We start from the raw sequence: 21,756 nt of genomic DNA on the forward strand, positions 1-21,756 counted from the left end.
GTAACCTCTGTTCACTTCCCCGTTCATCTTAGTGAGGATATCGTGCTCTCTTATCTGATCCGTCAATCCCGTCTGCTATTGATTGCCGCATCTATAGCGAGTGTGGTTTCCGCTATTTGTGGGGTACTGATGATATCCAGGATCAATACTGCCCTCACAGCTGATAATCATACCCCAGTCCTGATGTGGAGCTTTTTTGGGCTTATTGTTCTGTTAATGCTCGGGCGTATTTTGTCTTCTGCGCTGTTTGAGCGATTGGCGCAACATTCCATGGCCGAATTGAGAAGGTATATAGCTGGAAAAATTCTCACTGCAGAGTTGCGGCAGCTAGAGTTGATTGGTAGTGCCAGATTGCATTCCGCCTTGAGTGAGCACTGCGCAAGTGTTGTACAGTTTTTTGTTACCCTCCCCTCCCTACTGAATCATTCGGTTGTGGTGGTGGGTTGTATGATTTACATGTTGGCGCTTTCCTGGCAAATATTCCTTGCCGCTCTCGTAATGATTGGGTTGGGATCTCTCGGGCATTTCGTCGCACAAGCAAAAGCGACCGCATTCTTGCGACGCTCCTCTATCGAACAGGATCGACTTTTTGGCTATTTCCGAGCGCTTACGGATGGTGCAAAAGAGTTACGGCTCAATGAGTCGAAGCGCCGCGTCTTCCGAGACGATCTATTGGGTAAGTCGATTGAGACCGTTCGTAAAAATCGTACCGCCGGCGCTTCACTCTTCATGATTTCCTCACGCTGGGGAAACTTTCTTATATATGCATTCATTGGCCTGGTGCTGTTTGTTCTCTCGGAGAATATTTCAAACCGCGAGCAGGTCATGACTGGGTTTGCGCTGGTGTTCTTTTTCATGATGGGGCCACTGGAGGGGTTGTTGGGAGCCATCCCGCGTGCGAAAGTCTCTGGTGTGGCTGCCGACCGTATTGACGACATTATCAGAGAATTGGAAGCTGCCGCTGTACCTGTGCAAGGTATACGCAGAGCGTCATTCACCTCGATTCGCTTAAAAAATGTACTCCATCGCTACTATCACGAACAGAGCAATGAGTTGTTCCAACTGGGGCCGGTAAATTTGGAGTTTCGACCAGGTACCGTTACTTTTCTAGTGGGAGGGAATGGTAGCGGAAAGACTACTTTGGCAAAGCTGGTTACGGGGCTATATGCTCCGGAATCGGGCGCTATATTTGTCGATGATACACCGATTGACGATGCTGATCGTGATGGCTATCGCCAGTTGTTTTCTGCGGTTTTTTCAGATTTCCATTTATTCGAGCGATTAATGGAAGTGGGCTGTCCCGAACTCGACGAAACAGGTAATGCCCTAATAAGTAAATTGCAGCTACAACACAAAGTAACAATGCGCCATGGTGCGTTTTCCACACAGTCACTTTCTCAAGGTCAACGCAAACGACTGGCCCTTGTCGTAGCACATCTGGAAGATCGGCCGTTTCTGGTTTTTGACGAATGGGCCGCAGATCAGGACCCCACATTCAAAGATGTATTCTACCGAGAACTGTTACCGGAGCTGAAATCTGCGGGGAAAACGGTACTGGTGATTTCCCATGATGACCGCTACTTCCATCTTGGTGATCGAATATTGAAACTGGAACATGGCAGACTTCTGGCCGCCGAAGTTCCCGAGCCGTCATAGCGCGGGAACGGAAGATTTTTGTAAATCCAGCTTCGCTTTCAGCACAGATGTCTTGCGTATTACCGGCACCCTGGTGGTCAGTCTTTTGTCGATGTAGTCTTTGAATAATGGCGGTCGCGAGGATTCTAGATAGAAAGCTCGATCCTGTTTGACCGCCGCTGGCAGCAGGAAATCCGATACATCACCTTCTGTTGCATCGATTAACAGACAAGGTACGTACCGAAAGCCCAGCTCGCGCAGTGCGTATACACGATGCGACCCATTGGTAAGAATTATCCTGTTTCCGGAACGAGTTGCTGTGATGACATTGTCACTAAATCCGACATACACAACAATCGCGTGACTCGCAGATCCTATTGGCGTGAAGTCGCGAATCGCGTTGGGATCCATCATTGTCACATCCAGAAATCGAAGATCGTTCGAAGCGGAGCTAAACATATATCCGCCGTCGGACTGTGTGCATCGAATTTCTGGATTTGAGTGTTTTCCACTGCTGGACGCCAGTTCGATGATTTCCTCTGCGCTTGGGTCGGAGGATAGGTTTTCTTTGATTTTCTCGACATGATGCAGATTGATTGAATCCTGAAACACAACAAGACGGTCAATTTCCACCATGCACCAACGCCTGGGCACCATCGATACCATTCTGTGCATCGATGGTTCCTGAAGAACCTTATCTGCCAGGCTTCGCATTTCTTCTGGTAACTCGCGCTCGTCGATTAGATCAGCGGTCCCACTCTCTTCCTGTACCAGGATTTTTACCGTAGCTCTCGCCTCTCGCCATTCTTCCACTAACGCGTGGTCGTGAAAGCTTCGGGGAGGGCAACGCTCTTTTATAAATCGAATGAATCTTGGCAGAGGGAATATCCCTTTAAGAACGACGGTCTGATTGGTACCACCGTCTAAGTTGGTCGTCATCTGTTTTCACATTCCTGTGTTCATCTGAGATCTGGTTCATTACCCAATAATAAAAGGATATAACGTAACGTTACGATATGTCAAACTGTTAGTCGACAGCGAGATTGGATGACCGTAGTGTTAAAAATGCATTTGGCAAAGAATTGCCGATTGCGTAACCCAATAATTTGAGTATAAAGGAATTACTAATGAATGAATTAATTGAACTCGGTGTTATGAACTCTGGTAAGAGCGCTAAAAACTCTGATGCATTGGCTGACTATGAGCTCAGAGACCTTGGCCTGGTTGTCTCGGAGACTAAAGCCCACGATCATGGCAGTAAAATGGATGACACTCTGCCATCCACATCCCCGGACTCCCTCTCACGTTAATACGCCAACGTAAACGGTAAGCGGTGCTTTTCATCGAGGCATCGCTTGCTCTGGCATCACCAGAATGAGGTCCAGATGGGATCGGCGGAATTTCCCCCCTACTTTCTTTCAAAGCAAACGCACATAGCGCTTGCTGGAAACACATTGTTTTTACTTGATGAGGCCAGTGGGAAGTACCTCTCACTCCCCCGGGAGAGTGCGGCATGCCTTTCGACGCATATTCTGGGTTGGCCGATAGTATCCGATCGCTGTACTCCCCCGCCTATTCTCCGGGCACTGATCGATAAGGGATTGGTGACAAACGATCCCGCGCATGGCAAATCTGCTATTCCAGCGAAAGTCAGCCTCCCGATGACCTGGCTGCGAGATGGGCAGCCTCGAGGTCGACCTCAGTTCAAGATCGTCGATATATACCGGTTTTTTGTATCTGTTGGCTATGCAGTATTGTCCAAGAGGCTTCTTCATTTTCGGAAAATAGTTTCTTTGGCTGATAAGAGCAGGAAATCAGCGCCGCCGGCTGGATCTGTCAGTATCGAATCACTTGCTGCACTTGTACGAATATTTGACTGGCTACGGCCGTTCGCTTTCAAGAAAACGGATGAGTGCTTTCTGTACTGCTGGGCATTGAGTCGATTTCTTGGGAAATACGGTATTTATCCGAGCTGGGTATTTGCAGTCCTGGAACAGCCCTTTGCCGCACACTGTTGGCTACAACACGAAAGCTATGTATTGACGGATATCCCGTTTAATTTGCGACGGATGACCCCGATTCTCGTTATCTGAAGGCGGAGAGTTTATGTATCGGTTTGTTGCCCTCTTCTGGGATGGAACCCTGGATACTTCCAACAGACATGCCTCGCTCATTGCAGAAAAAATTGGCGCGATGATTCCAGGGGTCGAGAAGGTATTGTCTGATCCCAATGCGGCGATTTTTTACGCGAGCGATGATCATAGTGTTTTTGATTGCGTTACCGAGGGCCCTCTGGTCGTCTTGGGAAAAGCGTTTACCAAGAACTTTGGCGATGGTGTCGTACCTGAGCCTGCGACATTCACCGAGAGATCTGCGGACGAGATTTGTCTGAGCCACGGCCACACCCTTGTGCAGGAATTCTGGGGGCGGTACGTCGCTTTCGGTAAAAATCCCGTAAAGGGCAACTGGTTTGCCATGCGCGACCCGACGGGAGAGATTCCCTGCCACATGATTACCGTGGATGGTCTGACAGTGCTGTTTTCGAATATGGAAGACATACTGAAATTGGGACTTACACGGTTTTCTGTCAATTGGTCGTACCTGATCAATGCACTCAGACTACCGTTTAGAGACAACGGTCAGACCGGGTTCAATGAAGTGATCACCCTGGACGTGGCGGAATCTCAGATTATTGAAGATGGCAAGCCTGTTTCCCGCATTTGCAACTGGGACGTGATGCAGATGGCGTACGAGAATCCCATTACCGATGTAGAAGAAGCCGTTCGGCTTGCTCGCTCTACACTACTCGGCTGTATTGGCGCACTGGCAGGTCAGCATTCCCATATTCAGCTTAAACTTTCCGGTGGGCTTGATTCATCAATCGTATTGGCGGGTTTACTCCATGCCCCTTCGAGACCTGAGATAGAGTGCATCCATCACTACGATGCCGGTATCGGAGCGGATGAACGTGAATTTGCGCGGATGGCGGTTGCCGGAGCCTGCGCCTCTTCCGGTCGAAGCTGCGAGCTCGTAGAGTTCGAACGCCAGCCTCACTGCTCACTGGAGGAAATACTCGATTTCCCGCGTACTGCGCGACTTTTATACTGCTCTGGGCACCTGCTTCACCGGGATGTGGGCATGGGAAGCGCTCTGAATGATGTTGCCACACGATTTACTGGCGTTGGGGGCGATGCGGTTTTCCTGCGTTTCAAAGGAAATGGCGGAGCCATTGATTATGCATGGCGGCACGGGATCAACCCCGGACTGTTGCGGGTAGCTCTGGAAACGGCGCAAGCCGGTGATTCTTTTTATGGTGTGATGAAAGATGCCATCCGCTATGGCGTGCAAAAGAAGCCGCTCACGGTCAACAAACGCTGGGGTAGCCCCTGCGACTGGCTTCGTATTGACGCGGAGCAATCTGAATTCCAACCTGCCTGGTTGCGCCACGGTCTCGACAATGGGATCGCGCTCTCACCCAGTAAGATCACTCACATAAGTAGAATGGTTTTCCCCACCAATATTCTCGACCCGTTTGAGGGCGCGAGAGGCTGGCACGGTGTTTCTCCGATTAGTGCACAGCCGGTGGTCGAGCTTTTCGCTCGAATCCCGCTCTATATTCTCATGGCGGATGCTGAAGACAGAACCATCGCGCGGCGTGCTTTTGCCGGCTTACTACCGGAACCCATACTTTCCCGAAAGGTTAAATGTTATCTCGATGATCATGCGGTGGCAGTAACACAGCACCATCGAGAATTTATCAAGGATATGTTGGTTGACGGAATTCTGGCTGAAAAAGGTTATATCAATAGGCGCCTGGCGAAATCGGGCATCCAGGGCATTTGCCCGGACAACGCGTCGCAGGTTCTTGGGGTTTTTGGCCCGCAACTGAACGTTGAAGTCTGGTTGCGAAAGTGGTCGAGCTCCTGTGCTGATGTGGGTCTTGTTCGCAATTAGACTGCGTCAGCCATTGCCTCAAGGTAGAGGTCTTGCAGATCACTTGTGGTGATCTTAGATGCATCGACCGAATGGCGCAGCTCTCCGGTTCGCATCAGACCTATGGTGGTGGCAACCTGCCGCGCGCGAAACAAGTCGTGGGTGGCCATAAGAATGGCCGTACCGCGATCGCGCTGTCGTAATAGCAATTCGTGAAATTCAGCGGAAGCCTTCGGGTCCAGGCCGGAGGTCGGCTCATCCAGCAACAGAGCCCGCGCATTTTTGGTAATTGCCAGCGCGATACCAACCTTCTGGCGCATTCCTTTGGAGTAGTGCCCTACTCGTCGGTCGAAGCTGTCCGCCGGGAGACCTGCAGCGGACAGGGACTCCCGTAATCGGGCGCGAGACGGATCTTCTACATTGGCCAGTCGTGCAAAATAATCGAGGTTTTCGTAACCTGTGAGCTCATCGTAGAGTGCGATGGTCTCCGGAATATAGAGAAGGCGGCTTCTTACGGCCTGTGGGTCAACTTCCGGATTGAAGCCATCGACCTCGGCGATACCCGATGTTGGCTTCATAAAGCCGAGAAACAGTTTAATGGTTGTGGACTTGCCTGCTCCATTTGCACCGAGGAGACAGTAGATTTCCCCCTGCCCCACGGTAAAGTTGACATTGTTCAGGGCGCAATGCGTGCCATGATTTTTGCTCAAAGCCTTCGCAGAAAGCATAAAAGGTCCTTTAAGGTGTTGCTAATTTTTTGCGCAGGGAAAACACCGCGACCACAATAAGAATTGTTGCGATCAGGGCTGTTAAAAGGTCCAGCACAAGCCTTGTCTCAAACACTTTATCACTCTCCTTAAACTGGAACCCCGGTTCCCGGTCGTATTCTGCGAGCGTAAGCAGAGTGTCATTATCCAGGTGTGTCTTATACCGCTGCCGCAGAGCCATTTGTGTGGCGCGTACCTGCTGCTCGAAAACTATTGCGCGATCTGCATCCGATCCTGCGACACGATCTAACGCATCCTGTATGGCGACGGCTGGCAAAAAGAATCGTATGGTATCGAGCAGATCGCGGCGCGTACGCTCGGCTTGTTTATGCGCGCTGATCAATGGCCACAGCGCTTCGTCCAATGCCACTCGCTCCCCGTAGCGTTCACGCAGACGGTCAGGAATGGTGGGTGATGATTCCCGGACCTTTATCGTGATTGTTTCGGCAGTCTCTTGCAGTTGCTTGCTAACCGCAGCCTTGCGCGCTTTGAGGGCCGTCGCGAAGCCCATTGCAGATGGTGCCGGCCTGATCACATCGACGGCAGCGAGAGTTAGTGAAGGCGCCATCACCACAATCAGCAGCCAGGCTGCACCGGCAGCTATTGCCGCTTCTGCCGAGCGACGGGTAATACAGTTGATCAATACGGCAATGGCGATCCAGAAAGCACCGTATATGAAAACGATACAGGCAAGTGCGACCAGGTTGGCCAGGTCCCTCGCGCCCATCCATATCGAGGCACTCACAATCCATGCGATGAATGGTCCGAGTATCAACACTCCACGAGTGACAGCCCTGACCCAGATTAACGGGGATATTGCAATGGGCTGTGACACCACCAGTGCGGCGATGCCGCGCTCTCGCTCTTTCGACCACAAATCGTAGGTAGTTGCGAGAAGAACCAGGGGAAGCAGGAGTACGATCACAAAAGCCAGGTCGAAGCGTCCGGCTGCGCGCACGTCCGGACTGCCAATGTCTCCCCATACACGCTTGAACAGGGTTGAGTAATCGTGCAGCGGATAAATTTCTGCGTGGAATGGGTAGGCATCTGCCTGCCCGATCGAAATTCCGGACATCTCGGTGGGCGGGAGTACTGCCAATGTAGCGGGAATCACCAGCTGCGACTCTACAAATCGACGGCCGAAGGCCCGTCGATCTCTTTCCTCTGCTTTGATGAGGTCAATGGCCGCATGGCGTTTATCGGTCCACTCAATACCATTCCAGATTGCATAGCTGCTGAGTGCCAGCAACAGAAGCAAAAGCGCCAGAAACCCGCGGTCGCGACGCATGCGACGGAATTCGTACCCGCCGATTACCAGGAATTTGCTCATACCCGCTGTCCCAGGCGTAGCGCGGAAACAGCGACCAGAATCAGTGCGATCGCGGCCCATAAAACAAGGATTACAAGATTTGGCAGTTGAGTATTCAATAGCTGGCCGGTCGGTGCCTGCTGCTCCGTATAGGTAACACTCCGCGTAATCGAAGCTATATCTGCATGGTGATTCCGGTCCTCGCCAACGGGCTTTTGGTTCTTGATTTCCCTGTTCAAGGTTTGCACAAGGCGGTATCGGTAGTCCTCGACACCACGTAAGAAATTGAGGTGGGCACCGAAGTCTGTAAGCGTGAGGGCGCGGGACCAGGCTTGTATAGAAATAGTTGGAGACATCACCGAGAAGGTGCGCTTTATGTACTCCTGTTTCTGGTACAGATCATAGAGTTGCTCGAAGTGACGATTGTATAGATCCGTTGACAGCTGTTCGCCATATTCATAAGCGGCGCCTCTGAAGTTAATAGGCAGGTCTTCTATCCGGGTGACGTTAAAGCGTGCCATCAGCTCCGCCTTAAAGGCGATTACCCCCTCGTCACTCGCGTTGTGGACATCGACACCCTGCGTGGCCTCATCCTTGACCGCAGCCCTGAACGCCGCCGCAGAAGGCGTCGGTTCCAGCGACTCAGCGATCGCTGGTGCAATACGGGGTACCAGTACGGTGGATACTGCCCAAAACCCGAGCAACAACACCAGGGCAGTACGCGCCGACGCGCACAAACCGGATATGGCTATCGTGATGGCACAGAATATGAGCAGATATAGCATGTAGCCCGCTGCCAAACCAATGAGAGTTATCGTATCAACCTTGCCCGCTTCTGGTGCTGCGATCGCGGGCAGGGTCGCACTAATCAGAATCATCGCCAGCAGCCCTGCGGCAATTACGAGGGCCAGTAGCCTTCCCCCGACCAGTACCATCGCGTTCGCTCCGGCACCGAGTTCCTGGCGAAGACGGGCGCGAGCTGCTTCGCCAGACATGGTGGAAAACCCGGCGAGAATGACAAGCAACGGTACGATGGCTTGCAGTGTCCACGCTGCCGAGAAGCCACCAAAGCGACTGATTGCGGCGCCTCGTTCGGCGGGTTTGTGGCGAGCCGGATTTTGCGCGTGCCCCTCGATAAAGACAGAGGTGCCCACATACTCCGTCAACCCTGGGTCGAAGGCCGCCAGAGGACGTACCGGTGCTGGCACGGCCCGCCCTACGTGAGCTGCCTCATGCGGATCTATCACGCCCTGACTATCCCACAACCGCCCTTCTTCCTGCGCGACAGCCTGCCGTTCCTGTGCCTCGGACGACAGGCGCGCGGCACTGGTAGCCAGTGATGCCCCGACGAGCGACACGATGGCGAGCGCGAGCCAGGCCAAACGGCGCTCGCGCCACATCAGCTTGAGTTGTGTTGCGGCTACCGTCAGCATCGGCAACTTACGTTGGCACTGGTCACGGCTACTGCCCTACCACTCGTAGGTCATGGAAAGGGACACAAATCGCCCGAGCGCAGTGGCGTTGGTGGGATCATAACCGGTACCACGGGCATTCAGGACAAAGGGTGGATCCTCATCGAATACATTCTGAATGTTCAGGGTGAGATTCGTTTCGCCCACAAAGTCGTAGCCCAGGTTCATATCCACCGTCGCCCAGGAGTCTACTTTTGGATCATCCATGTTGGATGGATCGCGGTAGCTGTCTACGTAATTCAGAAATACGCCGCCGGTCACTTTGTTCCGGTTAAGTGTCACACCGCTGCGCACCTCGAGGTCGACGGGGAGATACACCATGTTCAGGGCGTCTGATTCCGGCGAAGTGCTGGTCAACTGGCGCGTGGAGTCGATGATGTACCAGGCCGCAAGGCTGAGACCAACCTGGTTGTCACCAACGTCGACGTTGTACTGCACATCAAGGTCAACGCCCCGTTGCGAAGTTTCTGCATTGTTGCGAACCCGATTATCAAGAATGGCTGCGGTGTCGAATTCGTCCTGATCCTCGGGAACAGCATAGGGGCCGCCACGAATCACGCGAAATGCACCACCGGTGAGTCCCATCTGTCGTGCGGCCTCGATTTCTTCCGCCGTCGGGTTGAATGTCAATATGGAGGTATAAGGATCCGTGGAGTCCGCGTACAGTGCGCCGATGCTGCCCACATACCCGACATCGATTCGGTCTGCGTAATCGATCTGATAGTAGTTTGCCTGAATGGTGAGGTCTGAAATCGACTGCGGCGAAAAAGTAAATCCGCCGGTCCAGGTCTCAGCGCGTTCAGGCTCCAGATCCGGGTTGCCATTGGAAAGCATCAAGGTGTTGGTTCTGCCACTGGGTGCATTGGCGTTGGGCAGGCTGAAAACGTAGGCTCCATTGTTTGTTTTCATATCGGTGAATACGGGGGCGCGGAACGATTCTCCATAACTGGCTCGAAACGCGAGACTCTCATTCACTTCCCACAGCACGCCGTACTTGGGATTGGTAGTAGAACCAAAATCGCTGTAATCATCGTACCTGGCGGCGATGGTCAGGGATAGATTGTGGGCCCCTGGCTGGTTGCTCAGTAACGGGATATTCAATTCGCTGAACGCGGCAGAAATATCCCTACTCGGATTGTAGGGGTCTTCGAGTCCGCGATAGTCCATAAGGTCGTACTCATCACGGCGAAAGCTGGTGCCTACGGCAGCACGCACGGCGCCAGCTGGTAGGGAGAACAGGTCCCCATCCGCAATTAGGTCCAGATAGGCAATCGTCGAGTTGGTATCCGTCGGCGGTGCGGTTTCGGCTACGCCATCCTCAATGGTTGTGCGCTCGTAGCGGACTTCGTTTTTACCGTAGCCGGCGTTCAGCCGCGCCTGCCATTGCTGGGGTAACTGCAGGGTAAGTCCTGCAAACAGGTCGTATTGCCGGGTCTGCGGAAACAGGTTTGTGATATCCCACTGGCTTGCGATATTGGTATCCATTTCCCGGTCGGCATAGGATGCGCTGAGATTCAGAGTCAGAAAATCGTTGATTTGCTGAAGCCCGTCCATATAGAGGCTATGGCGCTTTGAGGCGGGGTACAGATCATAGGGGGTGTATGCCACGTCACTGGAAAAATCCTTGTCCAATGCGGAAAGGTTGTCCTGTCCCAGATATTCGTAGTTGACCAGTGCGCGGCCGCCCTCCCATGACCACCCTGCCGCCTGGGATACCTGATATTCGTTCATACCACCGGTGGTGACCGCGCCGTAGCGCATATTGGTCTCATACCCGGTAAAGTCCTGTCGCATGATGATATTGACCACCCCGCCGATCGCATCTGCCCCGTATATGGCGGAGGCACCATCGGTCAGGATCTCTACACGCTCCACCGCACTCATTGGTATCAGGGATACGTCGACGTACTGATAGCGATTAGACGACGATACCCGGTGCCCGTTGATCAAGGTCAATGTGGTGCCGGTACCGAGTCCTCGGAGGTTGATGGAGGTTCCCTGCCCAAAATTGTTCCCGGTATCACGGTCGACCCCCAGGTTCCCGACATTTGCGCCATTGGCGCCACCGGCAAAGTTCTGTGGCAGTTTTTCAAAAAACTGCTGCATGGTTGCCGCACCGGTATTCTCGATATCGGTCTTGTCGAAACTGATCACGGGGGAAGCGCCGCCTGCAGCAATACCACGAATATTACTGCCGATAACCACTACCTCTTCCATCGGCTCGACATTCGCGCTCGCGTCTGGCTTCTCTCCTTGTTCAGCCCCGCTCTGGTCTTGAGCCAATGTAGGAATACTCGTGTAAGACACGACTGCCATACTCGCTGTTAGCAGCGCATTGAATCTTACTTTCGACATAATCTTCCGCCTTGATCGTTTTTTATCCAGCTATCGATGGGATGAGCGTGACTGGAGGTACCGCTGAATGAATTCCTCATTACCACGTCGCAATTATGTTGCGGTATAACATCACGAGAGTAAAATAAGAAGCCGTACGTAGAACTGGGCGCCAGATTGTTATTTGACGAAGAATTGGCCGGCGCAGGCACCTGCTGAACAAATCTGCGATGTTTCAGTCACTGGGTACCTCGCTACGCCCTGCCGAAGCTGTGTCCACTTCGGCGTATATCCATTTCATCGTAATAGTTACGATGTATCGTGCCTTTATTCCGCAGTATGTTCCGTGTTACTGCGGAAGCCACTGAGTCTATTTTCTATAGGATCCAGATGAATAACTTTCCAAAACGGCTACTGGCCCATGCATTACCGGTATTTTCCGGCCTGATTTTTACGCACGGCTCTGCGATTGCTCAGGAAAATACTGAGTTGAACAATGATGACCACCAGTCCAACGAACTGGAGCACGTGCAGGTATCCGGAGAAACCTATCGCGGGCTGGACAGCCAGACGACACAGCCGGTGACGGTTCTCACCGGTGATGAATTGGCCCAGAGACGCCAGGGTACACTGGGTGAAACGCTCAATGCCCTGCCCGGTGTACACCTTGATAACTTTGGTGCGGGAGCCTCGCGCCCTGTGATTCGTGGCCAGACGGTACCCCGGATTGAGGTTCTGATGGATGGCGCGAATGTATTTGATGCTTCTTCCGTGTCTCCAGACCACGCCATTGTTACCGATCCACTGTTGCTCGATGCAATCGAAGTGTTGCGCGGACCAGCAGCGACCCGTTACGGCGGAGGCGCGATCAACGGCGCGGTAAACCTTGTCGACAGTAAAGTCCCGCGGGCGGTCCCGGAAGGGGGAGTTTCCGGCGCGACGGAGGTGCGTTTGGGGTCTGGTGACGGAGAGCAGACTGCTGTGGGACGGATGACAATGGGGCTCGGTAATGTGGCTTTCCACGTTGAAGGTTCGAGCCGCGAAAGCGAGAACTACGATATTCCCAGCGAGTTCGGTGCCGATGAGCTGGCCGACTCCTTTTCCGAAAGCTCAAATTTTAGTCTGGGTGCGTCGTGGATCAATGACAAGGGGTATATTGGCGCCGCTTATACGCGGCAGGACGCCGAATACGGTCTGCCTGGCCACAGCCACTTGAATGGTGTCTGCCACACGCATGGGGCGGATCTGCACTGTGAGGCACATGACGAATTCGAAGATCCTTTTGGTTCGTCCGACGACCATACGGCTTATATCGATCTGCGCAGTGAACGTGTGGATGTGCGGGCCGATTACGCGCAATTATTACCGGGTATTGCGCATACACGTATGCGCCTCTCGTATACGGACTATGAGCACGAGGAAATCGACGGCCCTTCGCTTTTCAGCCAGTACCTGAATGAAGTCTATGATGCGCGTTTGGAGTTCACTCATGAGCCCCTCCTCGGCTTTAGCGGTATTTTCGGTGTGCAATACACCGATGGTACGTTTTCGGGACTGGATGTAAATCTGGTACAAAACTCCGGTTTGATAACCTCGATTTACATGGCACTCACCAGTTATGGCCCGCCCATTGAGTACAAGACCGAGAACTATGCGGTATTTCTGAATGAGAGCCGGTCGTTCGGTCAGCTCGATGTGGAATTCGCGATCCGGAAGGATCATCGTGAGATTTCCCGGCCGGTACCGGAGTTGATTGAGAATGTTCGCCCCGGCTATGAAATGTTGTTGCCGGTGTTTGTCAGCCTTTATGGGGAAAATTGGATTGACAATTTTAGAGATGAGGCAGCCGAAGATTTCATAGAGAACAACCCCGGCTCGAAACACAGTCCATTATCGGCATCGTTCGCAACGACCTGGAATTTTGACGAGGCCTACTCGGCATCTGTATCGATTGGACGTACGGAGCGCGCGCCGAATGTTCGGGAACTCTATGCCTATGGTAATAACCTGGCCACGAACTCTTATGAACTGGGGCTTACCCAGCGCAACCGGGCATCGAGTTCGTTCCCTGAAAACTCCGCGGATATTATGGAGTCTGCCGACTCGCTTGATCTCACCTTCCGCAAAACCAGCGGTGACACGCAATTTGAAGTTGGTGTCTTTTACCAGGATGTGACGGACTACATTTTTGCCCGTCACCTCGAAACCGAAGATGCGACGGGTGTTGCGCATAACTACCTGATGTACGTGGCTGCAGACGCAGACTTTACTGGTATCGATGGTCAGATCAGCCATCAGTTCTCGCCTGTATCACGAGTGACCGTTTTTGGTGACTATGTCGATGCCGACTTGAAAAGCGAGGACGACCGATTGCCGCGGATGCCACCTGGCCGCCTTGGTGTGCGCTACGACTGGGAATCCGGTCCTTTCGCGGCGAATCTTGAGTACTATCGTACCGCCAGTCAGGACCGTGTTGCCTCGTATGAGACACCGACCGATGGCTATAATATGGCGAACATGACGATTAGCTATCAGTTTAATAACGACGCGACGGAGGCTTATCTACGTGGGGTGAATTTGACGAACGAGCTGGCATTTATGCACACATCTTTCGTCAAAGAGCAGTCTCCATTGCGTGGCCGTAATCTGATATTGGGCCTAAGGCACCAGTTCTGATTACTGATACCTGTGCCAGTCAGCGACGGCACAGGTATTGTTTTTTCAATCGGGAAATAGGAAAAGCCGAATAGGAATGGAATCCATCCGATGACTCAGGGTTGCGTCTGCAACCCCTGATTTAACGACTGCCGATAGGCGCTGATGGCCGGGACGGCGGCGACGACAAACGTCGTTACCAGCACAGCGCCGATCAATGTTACAGCCTGCTTAATCAATGGCGTACCGGTCAGATAAATACCGACACGTTCGCTGAGCAACGGTTCCAGAAGCCATTGACCCGCGAATACCGCCAGAAATGCTCCGGCTGCTCCCAGCAGCACCACCAATAGTGCCTCCGCCTGAATCAGCAAAAACAGTTGCAGTGGCCCCGCACCAATTACCCGTAGCAGTGCAATTTCCCTGCGCCTTTCGCGCATGGAGGTCAGCAACATAATGCAAAGACCGAGCAACGCCGCAAGAACCACCATCGCGGAAATCAATAGTAATATTTTCTCCACCATACCCAGCATCTGCCAGAGTTGCGACAGAGTCACACCTGGCAAAATGGCCAGTAACGGTTCTCCACGGTATTGGTTGATCTGTCGTTGTAGCTGAAAAGTGGCGACGCGGGAGTCCAGCCCGAGCATAAAGGCGGTAACACTGCTGGGGGTCAGATCAGTGTGCACCTGACCGTGCGGCTTGTGAACCGCTTCCATTCCCTCCAGGCTGATATACTGGGCACGATCTACCGGGGTACCGGTGGGTTCAAGTATTCCGGATACGGTAAATGGGTGCTCTTCGTGATGGCTGAAACTGGTGCTTCCCAAGCCGTGGGCGAGCACCACAGAGTCGCCAAGCTCATACTTTAATTGCGTTGCCACCGCGGCACCCAGTACCACATCGTGGGTCTTTGCAAATGGATGTCCACTGGCGAGGGTCAGCGCCCTGCCCTGACCGTACTGATAGTGATTGAAAAATGCTTCGCTGGTACCGACCACCCGGTAGCCGCGGTGGGAATCGCCGAGGGAAATTGGAATAGTCCAGGCAACCCGTGGTTGCTCCGCAATATCGCGATATGCCTGCCACGAAATATTGTTACTGGGCGTGCCGATGCGAAATACACTGTACAAGAGAAGATTAATCTCTCCGGTGCGTGCACCGACGATCAGGTCTACCCCAGAGACGGTGCGATTGAAACTGTCCCGGGCCTGATTACGTATCTGCTCGACCCCGAGCAATACCGTCAGGCTCACGGCTACGGAAAGTACTGCCAGCAGCACACTGCCGCGACGGTGCATCAGGCTGCGCCAGGCCAGCTTAAGCAACATCCGTGGCCTCCGGATTCCAGGCCTTGTTCAGGTCGCGCATGTCGGCGGTCACCGGAAAATGTTGCGCCAGTGTGGTGTCGTGGCTGACAAAGATCAGCGTGCTCTCTTCACTGGCGTAATTCTCCATCAGCAGTTGCACGAATGCATCGCGGGCATCCCGGTCCAGTGCGGACGTCGGTTCGTCGACCAGCAACAGCTGAGGCCGGTTGATCAGCGCACGGGCGATTGCCACTCGCTGCTGTTGCCCCACGCTAAGTGCTTGTGCGGGCCGTTTCAGCAGGTCAACTGGCAGTTTTAGCTGTGTGATCAAGTGGGTAGCGTGCTCGCGCACATCCCCACCGCGGCCAAAATGGGCCGCAAGGTGAAGATTGTCCATAACGCTCAGGTAGGGAATCAGATTGAACTGCTGAAACACCACACCGATGCGCTGCGCGCGGAACCGGTCCCGTCCACGGTTACTCAGTGCGCTCAGCGACTGCCCAAAGATCTGTAGCTTCCGCCCTCCTTGCTTGTTCGGCGCGACCAGAGTGCCGGAAAGCAGATTCAGCAAAGTGGATTTACCAGAGCCGGAGGGGCCGCGCAGAAACACGCGGCTGCCCTGTGGCACCTGCCAATCGGCAATCTCCAATACCGGCGTGCCGCCGGCGTATGCGAAGCAGAGCTGTTCGATTGCAATCGCGTTCATAGTTCCTTTAAGTCGCTAATTCCGTGCTGCGCAGGCAGGCGTTCTGATGCTCCAGCTCTCCCTGCAAGACCGGCACCTGTTCAGCGCAGATCTCGGCTGCATGGGGGCAGCGGGTGCGAAATACGCAGCCACTTGGGGGATTGATCGGCGATGGCAGATCCCCTTCGAGCAACTGGATCTGCTTGTGCTTTTCTTTTTGGGGGTCTGGGATCGGCACCGCCGACATCAATGCCTGGGTGTACGGGTGCCTGGGGTCGGCAAAGAGCTTGTCCTTAGTACCAACCTCTACGGCGTTGCCGAGGTACATGACGATGACCCGGTCGGAGATATGCTTTACCACCGACAGGTCGTGGGCGATAAAGATCAGCGACAGGTTCATTTCCCGTTGCAGCTGTTTGAGCAGATTGACCACCTGCGCCTGAATCGAAACGTCCAGTGCAGACACCGGCTCATCGCAGATGATCAGCTTCGGGTCGAGAATCAGTGCCCGTGCGATTCCGATGCGCTGGCATTGGCCACCGGAGAACTCGTGGGGGTATCGGTTGACCAGATTGGGCAGCAGGCCCACCTTCTTCATCATGGCCTGCACTTTTTCGCTGACCTCCTCCCTGGGAACGTCCGGGCGCAGGGTGCGTAACGGTTCGGCGATAATATCGCCGATGGTCATGCGCGGATTGAGTGAAGCCAGGGGATCCTGGAAGATCATCTGTATGTCTTTGCGGGTGGCGCGCAGGGATTTTTCATCCAGCGCGGTGAGATCCTGGCCGAGCCACAAGACGTTGCCATCGGTCACTTTGGTAAGCCCGATAATGGCGCGCGCCAGAGTTGATTTACCGCAGCCGGACTCCCCCACAATACCGAGGGTTTCTCCCGCGTAGAGCTTCAGGTCCACACCATTCACCGCCTTCAGGTTGGCGGGTTTGGTCCACGGCCAGGCGTTTTCCTGCTTGATGGAAAAGTGCACTTTGAGCGCCTGGACATCCAGCAAAACTTCGTTATCGGTGCGTTGTATATTCCGCATCAGCTGGCCTCCAGAATTTCGGCTAGATCGGCGTGGCAGGCACGCATGCGCGTTTGCTCGAAAGCGGTCAACGAAGGGGCCTGCTGGCGGCAGTGCTCCTGTACTCGGTGACACCGCTCCTGAAATGGGCAGCCGCTGGGTAAATTGAGCAGATTGGGTGGATTACCGGGGATGGTGGGCAAAGCCCCCTCTTCTGAATCGAGCCGTGGAATCGCCTGCAGCAGCCCCTCGCTGTACGGATGGCTGGGGCGGTAGAAAATATCGTCGGCGCTGCCGTATTCCATGGTGCGCCCCGCATACATGACCAGAACCTTGTCACAGGCACCGGCCACAACGCCGAGGTCGTGGGTAATCATGATGATGGCGGTATTGAAATCCCGCTTCAGTTCGTTCAATAGCGTGAGAATCTGCGCTTGAACCGTCACATCCAGTGCGGTGGTGGGCTCATCGGCAATCAGCAGTTCCGGGCGGCACAGCAACGCCATGGCGATCATTACCCGTTGACGCATGCCGCCGGAAAACTCGTGAGGGTACATATTGAGGCGTTTGTGCGCCTCGGGAATTTTCACCGCATCGAGCATCTGCCTGGCTTCGACAAGGGCGTCCCCTTTGCTCAATCCCTTGTGTTTGACCAGCACCTCCGCCAGTTGATTGCCCACTTTCATATAGGGGTTCAGCGAAGTCATCGGGTCCTGAAAAATCATTGCGATTTTGTTGGCGCGAATCCGGTTCAATTCGCGTTCGGGCAAACCCAGAATCTCCTGGCCTTTAAAATTGGCGCTGCCGCTGACAATGCCATTCTTCGCCAGTAGTCCCATCATCGCGAATACAGTCTGGGTTTTACCGGATCCGGATTCGCCGACAATACCAAGGGTTTCTCCCGCCTCGAGGGAGAAATTCAGGTCATTGACGGCGGTAACAGCCCCTTCCGGCGTGGTGAACTCGACGCGGAGGTCTTGCACATTCAGTAAGCTCATGGGTACCTCTCTAGCGATCTTTCGGGTCCAGCGCATCGCGCAGGCCGTCACCGATAAAATTGAAACAGAACAGGGTCGTCACCATAAAGAGCGCGGGCACAATCAACTGCCAAAGGGCGATCTCCATGGTCTGCGCGCCCTCGTTCATCAGTGAGCCCCAAGAGGTCATGGGTTCCTGAACACCCAGTCCCAGGAAACTGAGGAAGGACTCGAACAGGATCATCTGGGGCACCAGCAGCGTGGCATACACCGCGACGATGCCCAGTACGTTGGGAACAATATGCCGGGTAATCATGGCCCACTTGGATACCCCGTAAACGGTGGCCGCCTCGACGAACTCTTTGCTTTTAATGCTCAGGGTCTGACCGCGCACGATCCGCGCCATATCCAGCCAGCTGACCGCGCCAATGGCGATAAAGATCAGCAGGATATTGCGACCGAAGAACGTCACCAGCAGGATGACGAAGAACATAAACGGGAAAGAGTAAAGAATTTCCAGCGTACGCATCATGACACGGTCGGTGCGACCGCCGACAAAGCCTGCGGTGGCGCCGTAGAGAGTGCCAATCAGGACCGCCACCAGCGCCCCCATCACACCCACCATCAGTGAGATGCGTCCGCCCATGGCGGTACGTACAAACAGGTCGCGGCCGAGTGAGTCGGTGCCGAAGTAGTGGCCGGAGGCCAGTGAAGGTGCGGCGTGCATTGCGCCCCAGTCTACTTCATCAAACGCAAACTGGCTCAAAGCCGGACCGATAAAAACAAACAGCGTGACCAGTGCAAGAATGATCAGGCTGGTCAGGGCGGCGCGGTTATTGAAAAAGCGGCGGCGCGCGTCGTCCCACAAGCTGCGGCCTTTGACTTCCAGCTGTGTAGAAAGATTTTCAACCGCTTCTCTATTGGCAGTAGTCGATAACATCTGGGTGACCTCAGCTTACGCGTAGCGGATTTTGGGGTCGACCACTGCGTACAGAATGTCGACAATCGCATTGAAAGTGATGGTGAGCGCGCCGACCAGAATGGTCAGGCCCAATACCATGGAGTAGTCGCGGTTGAGGGCACCGTTGACAAACAACTGGCCGATTCCGGGCAAACCGAAAATGGTCTCGATCACCACCGATCCGGTGATAATCCCCACTAGCGCCGGCCCCAGATAGGACAGCACCGGCAGAATGGCCGGCCGCAGTGCGTGGCGCACGATGATATAGGGCATGGACAGGCCCTTGGCTTTGGCGGTGCGGATAAAGTTGGAGTTCAGCACCTCAATCATGCTGCCGCGCATAATGCGGGAGATGGACGCGATGTAGTACAGGGACATCCCCAGCACCGGCAGCACCACATACTGGGCCGCACCATTGTGCCAGCCACCGGCGGGAAGCCAGTCGAGCCAGATGGCGAAGATCAATACCAGTAACGGAGCGAGTACAAAACTGGGGATCACCACTCCGGCCATGGCGCTGGTCATGATGGTGTAGTCGAGCCAGGTGTTCTGACGCAGCGCGGCGATGGTGCCAAAGCACACCCCGCAGGTGACCGCGACAATAAACGCAAACAGGCCGATCTTGACCGAGACCGGTAAGGCCTGCGCCACCAGCTCGTTCACACTGAAGTCTTTGTATTTGAAGGATGGACCGAGATCACCCTGCAGCAGACCACCGAGATAGCTGAAGTACTGCTGGTAGACCGGCTTGTCGAAACCGTATTTTGCCTCGATATTCGCCATCACCTCTGGGGTCATGGTGATTTCAGCGGAGAAAGGATTGCCGGGCGCAAAGCGCATCAGGAAGAAGGAGACCGTAATCAGAATAAACAGCGTGGGAATGGCTTCCAGCACGCGCTTGATGATAAATCGGAGCATATGGAACTTCTTTTATAGCTTTTGTTGGTAACGTTCTTGTTGTGACTGGCTTCTCTGCTAAAAAATGCCCGGAGCCCGCTCTGAAGCTCCGGGTTTTTGGTTAGTGCTCGATGATCCACATATCTTTTGAGTAGTAGTTGTCCAGCGGATCAGCGGCGTAGCCGCCCACATGGGGCTTGACCATATGCTGGATGACGTATTGGTAAATCGGCGCGATGGGCATATCTTCCGCGAGAATTTCTTCCGCCTGCGCGTAGTATTCCGCACGCTTGCCCATATCCATTTCTTTGGAGCTTTTCGCCAGTAATGCGTCGTAGGAGGGGTTGCTGTACTTGGCGTAGTTACTGCCACCGTCGGTCAGCAACAGTTTCAGCATGGTGGACGGTTCGTTGTAATCGCCAATCCAGCCGGCGCGGGCAATATCGAAATCGGTATTGGCGCGGGTGGAGAGGTAGGTCTTCCACTCCTGGTTTTCCAGGGTGACATCCACATGCTGCAGATTCTGTTTCCACATGGCACTGATGGCGACGGCCACTTTTTTGTGGTTGTCATTGGTGTTGTACAGCACGCTGAATTTGAGCGGGTTGTCTGCGTTGTAACCGGCTTCCGCCAGCAGTGCCTTGGCCTTGGCAACACGTTCTTGCTGGCTCTTCTGGCTCCAGGGCGTCGGCGGCGCGTCAAAGCCCTTGACCACACCCGGGGTAAGATGGAATGAAGGTTCCTCGCCGCGCCCCATCACCTTGTAAGCCATGATGTCACGGTCGATGGCGAAGGCCAGTGCCTTGCGCACGCGTGCGTCGTCAAACGGCGGGCGTGTGGTGTTGAATTCGTAGTAATAGGTACCGATGTAGGGGGTGGTTTTGACTTCGTCCCCGCGCTCTTTTTTCAGGCGACCGATATGTTCGATGGGAATAGAGTAAGCAAAGTCGATTTCACCGGCCTCGTAGCGCTTCAGCTCCGCATTGGGTGAGGCAATGGGCAGGTTGCGTACCTTCTCGAGTTTTACATTGGCCGCATCCCAGTAAAGATCATTCTTTACGTACTCGATACGTTCATTGACTACCCACTCGGTAAGCTTGAAGGCGCCGTTGCCCACGTAGTTCCCTACCCGGGTCCACTGGTCGCCAAATTTTTCCACGGTTGCCTGATGCACCGGTGAAGTGGAGGCATGTACCAGCATGGAGACAAAATACGGTACCGGCGCTTCCAGAGAAACCTTCAAGGTCTGCGGGTCCAGGGCCTCTACCCCGAGATTCTCGGGCGGCTCCTTGCCTTCACTGATGTCCTGGGCATTCTTTACCTTGGCGGCGGCGAGATACCAGGCGTATTTGGAAGCGGTGGCCGGATCCACCAGGCGACGCCAGGAATAGACGAAGTCGTCAGCGGTGACCGGATCACCATTGGTCCATTTGGCATTATCACGCAGCTTGAAGATATAGGTCTGATTGTCCGTGGTTTCCCAACTTTCCGCGACGGCCGGACGGACACCGCCATCCGGAGCGGCAATCACCAGTGTTTCCATCAGATCGCGCAATAGTGCGGATTCGACGGTACCGGAGATCTTGTGCGGGTCCAGGGATTCTGGTTCTGAGCCGCCCCCGCGCACCAGTGTCTGATCTGCGGCGAGTTTGGTTGGGTCGAGTGCTGCTGCGGGGGTACTGGTGTCTGTGCCGGGCTCCGAGGGGCCACCGCAGGCGGTAAGGCCAAACAGGGCCGTCAGAAGCGCCCCCAGATACCAGCTACGGCGGGAGTAGGAAGATTGGTTGCATCGCATCATTT

At 54.2% G+C, this 21,756-nt stretch carries 17 protein-coding genes; 5 read left to right on the top strand and 12 right to left on the bottom strand.

Annotation, left to right across the window (positions count from 1 at the left end; all coding sequences use genetic code 11):
• Positions 1 to 42: 42 nt before the first annotated feature.
• A complete protein-coding gene (locus LRR79_RS11425) occupies positions 43 to 1,656 on the top strand; it encodes a cyclic peptide export ABC transporter (RefSeq protein ID WP_231757332.1) in 1,614 nt (537 codons plus the stop codon).
• On the opposite strand, the gene LRR79_RS11430 is transcribed toward LRR79_RS11425, so the two are convergent.
• Positions 1,651 to 2,574, bottom strand: a complete 924-nt coding sequence (locus tag LRR79_RS11430) for a ParB N-terminal domain-containing protein (RefSeq protein WP_231757333.1) — start codon at positions 2,572 to 2,574, stop codon at positions 1,651 to 1,653. The genes LRR79_RS11425 and LRR79_RS11430 overlap by 6 nt on opposite strands.
• 188 nt (positions 2,575 to 2,762) lie before the next feature.
• Here LRR79_RS11430 and LRR79_RS11435 point away from each other — a divergent pair, with 188 nt between their 5' ends.
• From LRR79_RS11435 to LRR79_RS11440, 3 genes are all read left to right on the top strand, one after another.
• The gene (locus LRR79_RS11435; RefSeq protein WP_231757334.1) at positions 2,763 to 2,945 is read left to right on the top strand and encodes a hypothetical protein; all 183 of its coding nucleotides are present in this window, start codon (positions 2,763 to 2,765) and stop codon (positions 2,943 to 2,945) included.
• Positions 2,946 to 3,296: 351 nt separating this feature from the next.
• Complete coding sequence (locus tag LRR79_RS17390) at positions 3,297 to 3,728, top strand: lasso peptide biosynthesis B2 protein (RefSeq protein ID WP_407665246.1); 432 nt, start codon at positions 3,297 to 3,299, stop codon at positions 3,726 to 3,728.
• Between the two features lie 13 nt (positions 3,729 to 3,741).
• Positions 3,742 to 5,589: an asparagine synthase-related protein gene (locus LRR79_RS11440; RefSeq protein WP_231757335.1), complete on the top strand. Its 1,848-nt coding sequence runs from the start codon at positions 3,742 to 3,744 to the stop codon at positions 5,587 to 5,589.
• Here LRR79_RS11440 and LRR79_RS11445 read toward each other — a convergent pair.
• Genes LRR79_RS11445 through LRR79_RS11460 form a run of 4 tightly spaced genes read right to left on the bottom strand, consistent with a single transcriptional unit; the run spans position 5,586 to position 11,471 of the window.
• Positions 5,586 to 6,296 (bottom strand): ABC transporter ATP-binding protein, encoded by a 711-nt coding sequence (locus tag LRR79_RS11445; protein ID WP_231757336.1) that lies wholly within the window; start codon positions 6,294 to 6,296, stop codon positions 5,586 to 5,588. The two genes, LRR79_RS11440 and LRR79_RS11445, sit on opposite strands and share 4 nt — an antisense overlap.
• A gap of 10 nt (positions 6,297 to 6,306) precedes the next feature.
• Positions 6,307 to 7,665 carry a DUF3526 domain-containing protein gene (locus LRR79_RS11450; protein ID WP_231757337.1) on the bottom strand — a complete coding sequence of 453 codons (1,359 nt, stop codon included), beginning with the start codon at positions 7,663 to 7,665 and terminating at the stop codon, positions 6,307 to 6,309.
• On the bottom strand, positions 7,662 to 9,077 hold the full coding sequence (locus tag LRR79_RS11455; protein WP_231757338.1) for a DUF3526 domain-containing protein: 1,416 nt from the start codon (positions 9,075 to 9,077) through the stop codon (positions 7,662 to 7,664). The genes LRR79_RS11450 and LRR79_RS11455 overlap by 4 nt, the downstream gene beginning before the upstream one ends.
• A gap of 36 nt (positions 9,078 to 9,113) precedes the next feature.
• Positions 9,114 to 11,471 carry a TonB-dependent receptor plug domain-containing protein gene (locus LRR79_RS11460; RefSeq protein ID WP_231757339.1) on the bottom strand — a complete coding sequence of 786 codons (2,358 nt, stop codon included), beginning with the start codon at positions 11,469 to 11,471 and terminating at the stop codon, positions 9,114 to 9,116.
• A gap of 369 nt (positions 11,472 to 11,840) precedes the next feature.
• On the opposite strand from LRR79_RS11460, the gene LRR79_RS11465 reads away from it, so the two are divergent.
• Positions 11,841 to 14,126 carry a TonB-dependent receptor domain-containing protein gene (locus LRR79_RS11465; RefSeq protein WP_231757340.1) on the top strand — a complete coding sequence of 762 codons (2,286 nt, stop codon included), beginning with the start codon at positions 11,841 to 11,843 and terminating at the stop codon, positions 14,124 to 14,126.
• Positions 14,127 to 14,221: 95 nt separating this feature from the next.
• On the opposite strand, the gene LRR79_RS11470 is transcribed toward LRR79_RS11465, so the two are convergent.
• The 7 genes from LRR79_RS11470 to LRR79_RS11500 form a co-directional block, all read right to left on the bottom strand.
• The gene (locus LRR79_RS11470; RefSeq protein WP_231757341.1) at positions 14,222 to 15,436 is read right to left on the bottom strand and encodes an ABC transporter permease; all 1,215 of its coding nucleotides are present in this window, start codon (positions 15,434 to 15,436) and stop codon (positions 14,222 to 14,224) included.
• Positions 15,426 to 16,121 (bottom strand): ABC transporter ATP-binding protein, encoded by a 696-nt coding sequence (locus tag LRR79_RS11475; protein WP_231757342.1) that lies wholly within the window; start codon positions 16,119 to 16,121, stop codon positions 15,426 to 15,428. Before LRR79_RS11475 ends, LRR79_RS11470 begins: the two co-directional genes overlap by 11 nt.
• 7 nt (positions 16,122 to 16,128) lie before the next feature.
• On the bottom strand, positions 16,129 to 17,142 hold the full coding sequence (oppF, locus tag LRR79_RS11480) for a murein tripeptide/oligopeptide ABC transporter ATP binding protein OppF (protein WP_231757343.1): 1,014 nt from the start codon (positions 17,140 to 17,142) through the stop codon (positions 16,129 to 16,131).
• A complete protein-coding gene (gene oppD / locus LRR79_RS11485) occupies positions 17,142 to 18,119 on the bottom strand; it encodes an oligopeptide ABC transporter ATP-binding protein OppD (RefSeq protein ID WP_269455076.1) in 978 nt (325 codons plus the stop codon). Before oppD ends, oppF begins: the two co-directional genes overlap by 1 nt.
• Positions 18,120 to 18,129: 10 nt before the next feature.
• The gene (oppC, locus tag LRR79_RS11490) at positions 18,130 to 19,038 is read right to left on the bottom strand and encodes an oligopeptide ABC transporter permease OppC (RefSeq protein WP_043316311.1); all 909 of its coding nucleotides are present in this window, start codon (positions 19,036 to 19,038) and stop codon (positions 18,130 to 18,132) included.
• 15 nt (positions 19,039 to 19,053) lie between these two features.
• Complete coding sequence (gene oppB / locus LRR79_RS11495) at positions 19,054 to 19,977, bottom strand: oligopeptide ABC transporter permease OppB (RefSeq protein WP_231757345.1); 924 nt, start codon at positions 19,975 to 19,977, stop codon at positions 19,054 to 19,056.
• A 100-nt stretch (positions 19,978 to 20,077) separates the two neighbouring features.
• Positions 20,078 to 21,754, bottom strand: a complete 1,677-nt coding sequence (locus LRR79_RS11500) for a peptide ABC transporter substrate-binding protein (protein WP_231757346.1) — start codon at positions 21,752 to 21,754, stop codon at positions 20,078 to 20,080.
• Between the last annotated feature and the right edge of the window lie 2 nt (positions 21,755 to 21,756).

This window comes from Microbulbifer elongatus, from assembly GCF_021165935.1.
GTDB classification, from domain to species: Bacteria; Pseudomonadota; Gammaproteobacteria; order Pseudomonadales; family Cellvibrionaceae; genus Microbulbifer; species Microbulbifer elongatus.

Bases quoted from the DNA above. Each gene is read 5' to 3' on its own strand.
- LRR79_RS11500 (WP_231757346.1), bottom strand. From the start codon at position 21,754: ATGATGCGATGCAACCAATCTTCCTACTCCCGCCGTAGCTGGTATCTG.
- LRR79_RS17390 (WP_407665246.1), top strand. From the start codon at position 3,297: ATGACCTGGCTGCGAGATGGGCAGCCTCGAGGTCGACCTCAGTTCAAG.
- oppF (WP_231757343.1), bottom strand. From the start codon at position 17,142: ATGCGGAATATACAACGCACCGATAACGAAGTTTTGCTGGATGTCCAG.
- LRR79_RS11445 (WP_231757336.1), bottom strand. From the start codon at position 6,296: ATGCTTTCTGCGAAGGCTTTGAGCAAAAATCATGGCACGCATTGCGCC.
- LRR79_RS11460 (WP_231757339.1), bottom strand. From the start codon at position 11,471: ATGTCGAAAGTAAGATTCAATGCGCTGCTAACAGCGAGTATGGCAGTC.
- oppB (WP_231757345.1), bottom strand. From the start codon at position 19,977: ATGCTCCGATTTATCATCAAGCGCGTGCTGGAAGCCATTCCCACGCTG.
- oppD (WP_269455076.1), bottom strand. From the start codon at position 18,119: ATGAGCTTACTGAATGTGCAAGACCTCCGCGTCGAGTTCACCACGCCG.
- LRR79_RS11475 (WP_231757342.1), bottom strand. From the start codon at position 16,121: ATGAACGCGATTGCAATCGAACAGCTCTGCTTCGCATACGCCGGCGGC.
- LRR79_RS11470 (WP_231757341.1), bottom strand. From the start codon at position 15,436: ATGTTGCTTAAGCTGGCCTGGCGCAGCCTGATGCACCGTCGCGGCAGT.
- LRR79_RS11450 (WP_231757337.1), bottom strand. From the start codon at position 7,665: ATGAGCAAATTCCTGGTAATCGGCGGGTACGAATTCCGTCGCATGCGT.
- oppC (WP_043316311.1), bottom strand. From the start codon at position 19,038: ATGTTATCGACTACTGCCAATAGAGAAGCGGTTGAAAATCTTTCTACA.
- LRR79_RS11435 (WP_231757334.1), top strand. From the start codon at position 2,763: ATGAATGAATTAATTGAACTCGGTGTTATGAACTCTGGTAAGAGCGCT.
- LRR79_RS11430 (WP_231757333.1), bottom strand. From the start codon at position 2,574: ATGACGACCAACTTAGACGGTGGTACCAATCAGACCGTCGTTCTTAAA.
- LRR79_RS11440 (WP_231757335.1), top strand. From the start codon at position 3,742: ATGTATCGGTTTGTTGCCCTCTTCTGGGATGGAACCCTGGATACTTCC.
- LRR79_RS11455 (WP_231757338.1), bottom strand. From the start codon at position 9,077: ATGCTGACGGTAGCCGCAACACAACTCAAGCTGATGTGGCGCGAGCGC.
- LRR79_RS11465 (WP_231757340.1), top strand. From the start codon at position 11,841: ATGAATAACTTTCCAAAACGGCTACTGGCCCATGCATTACCGGTATTT.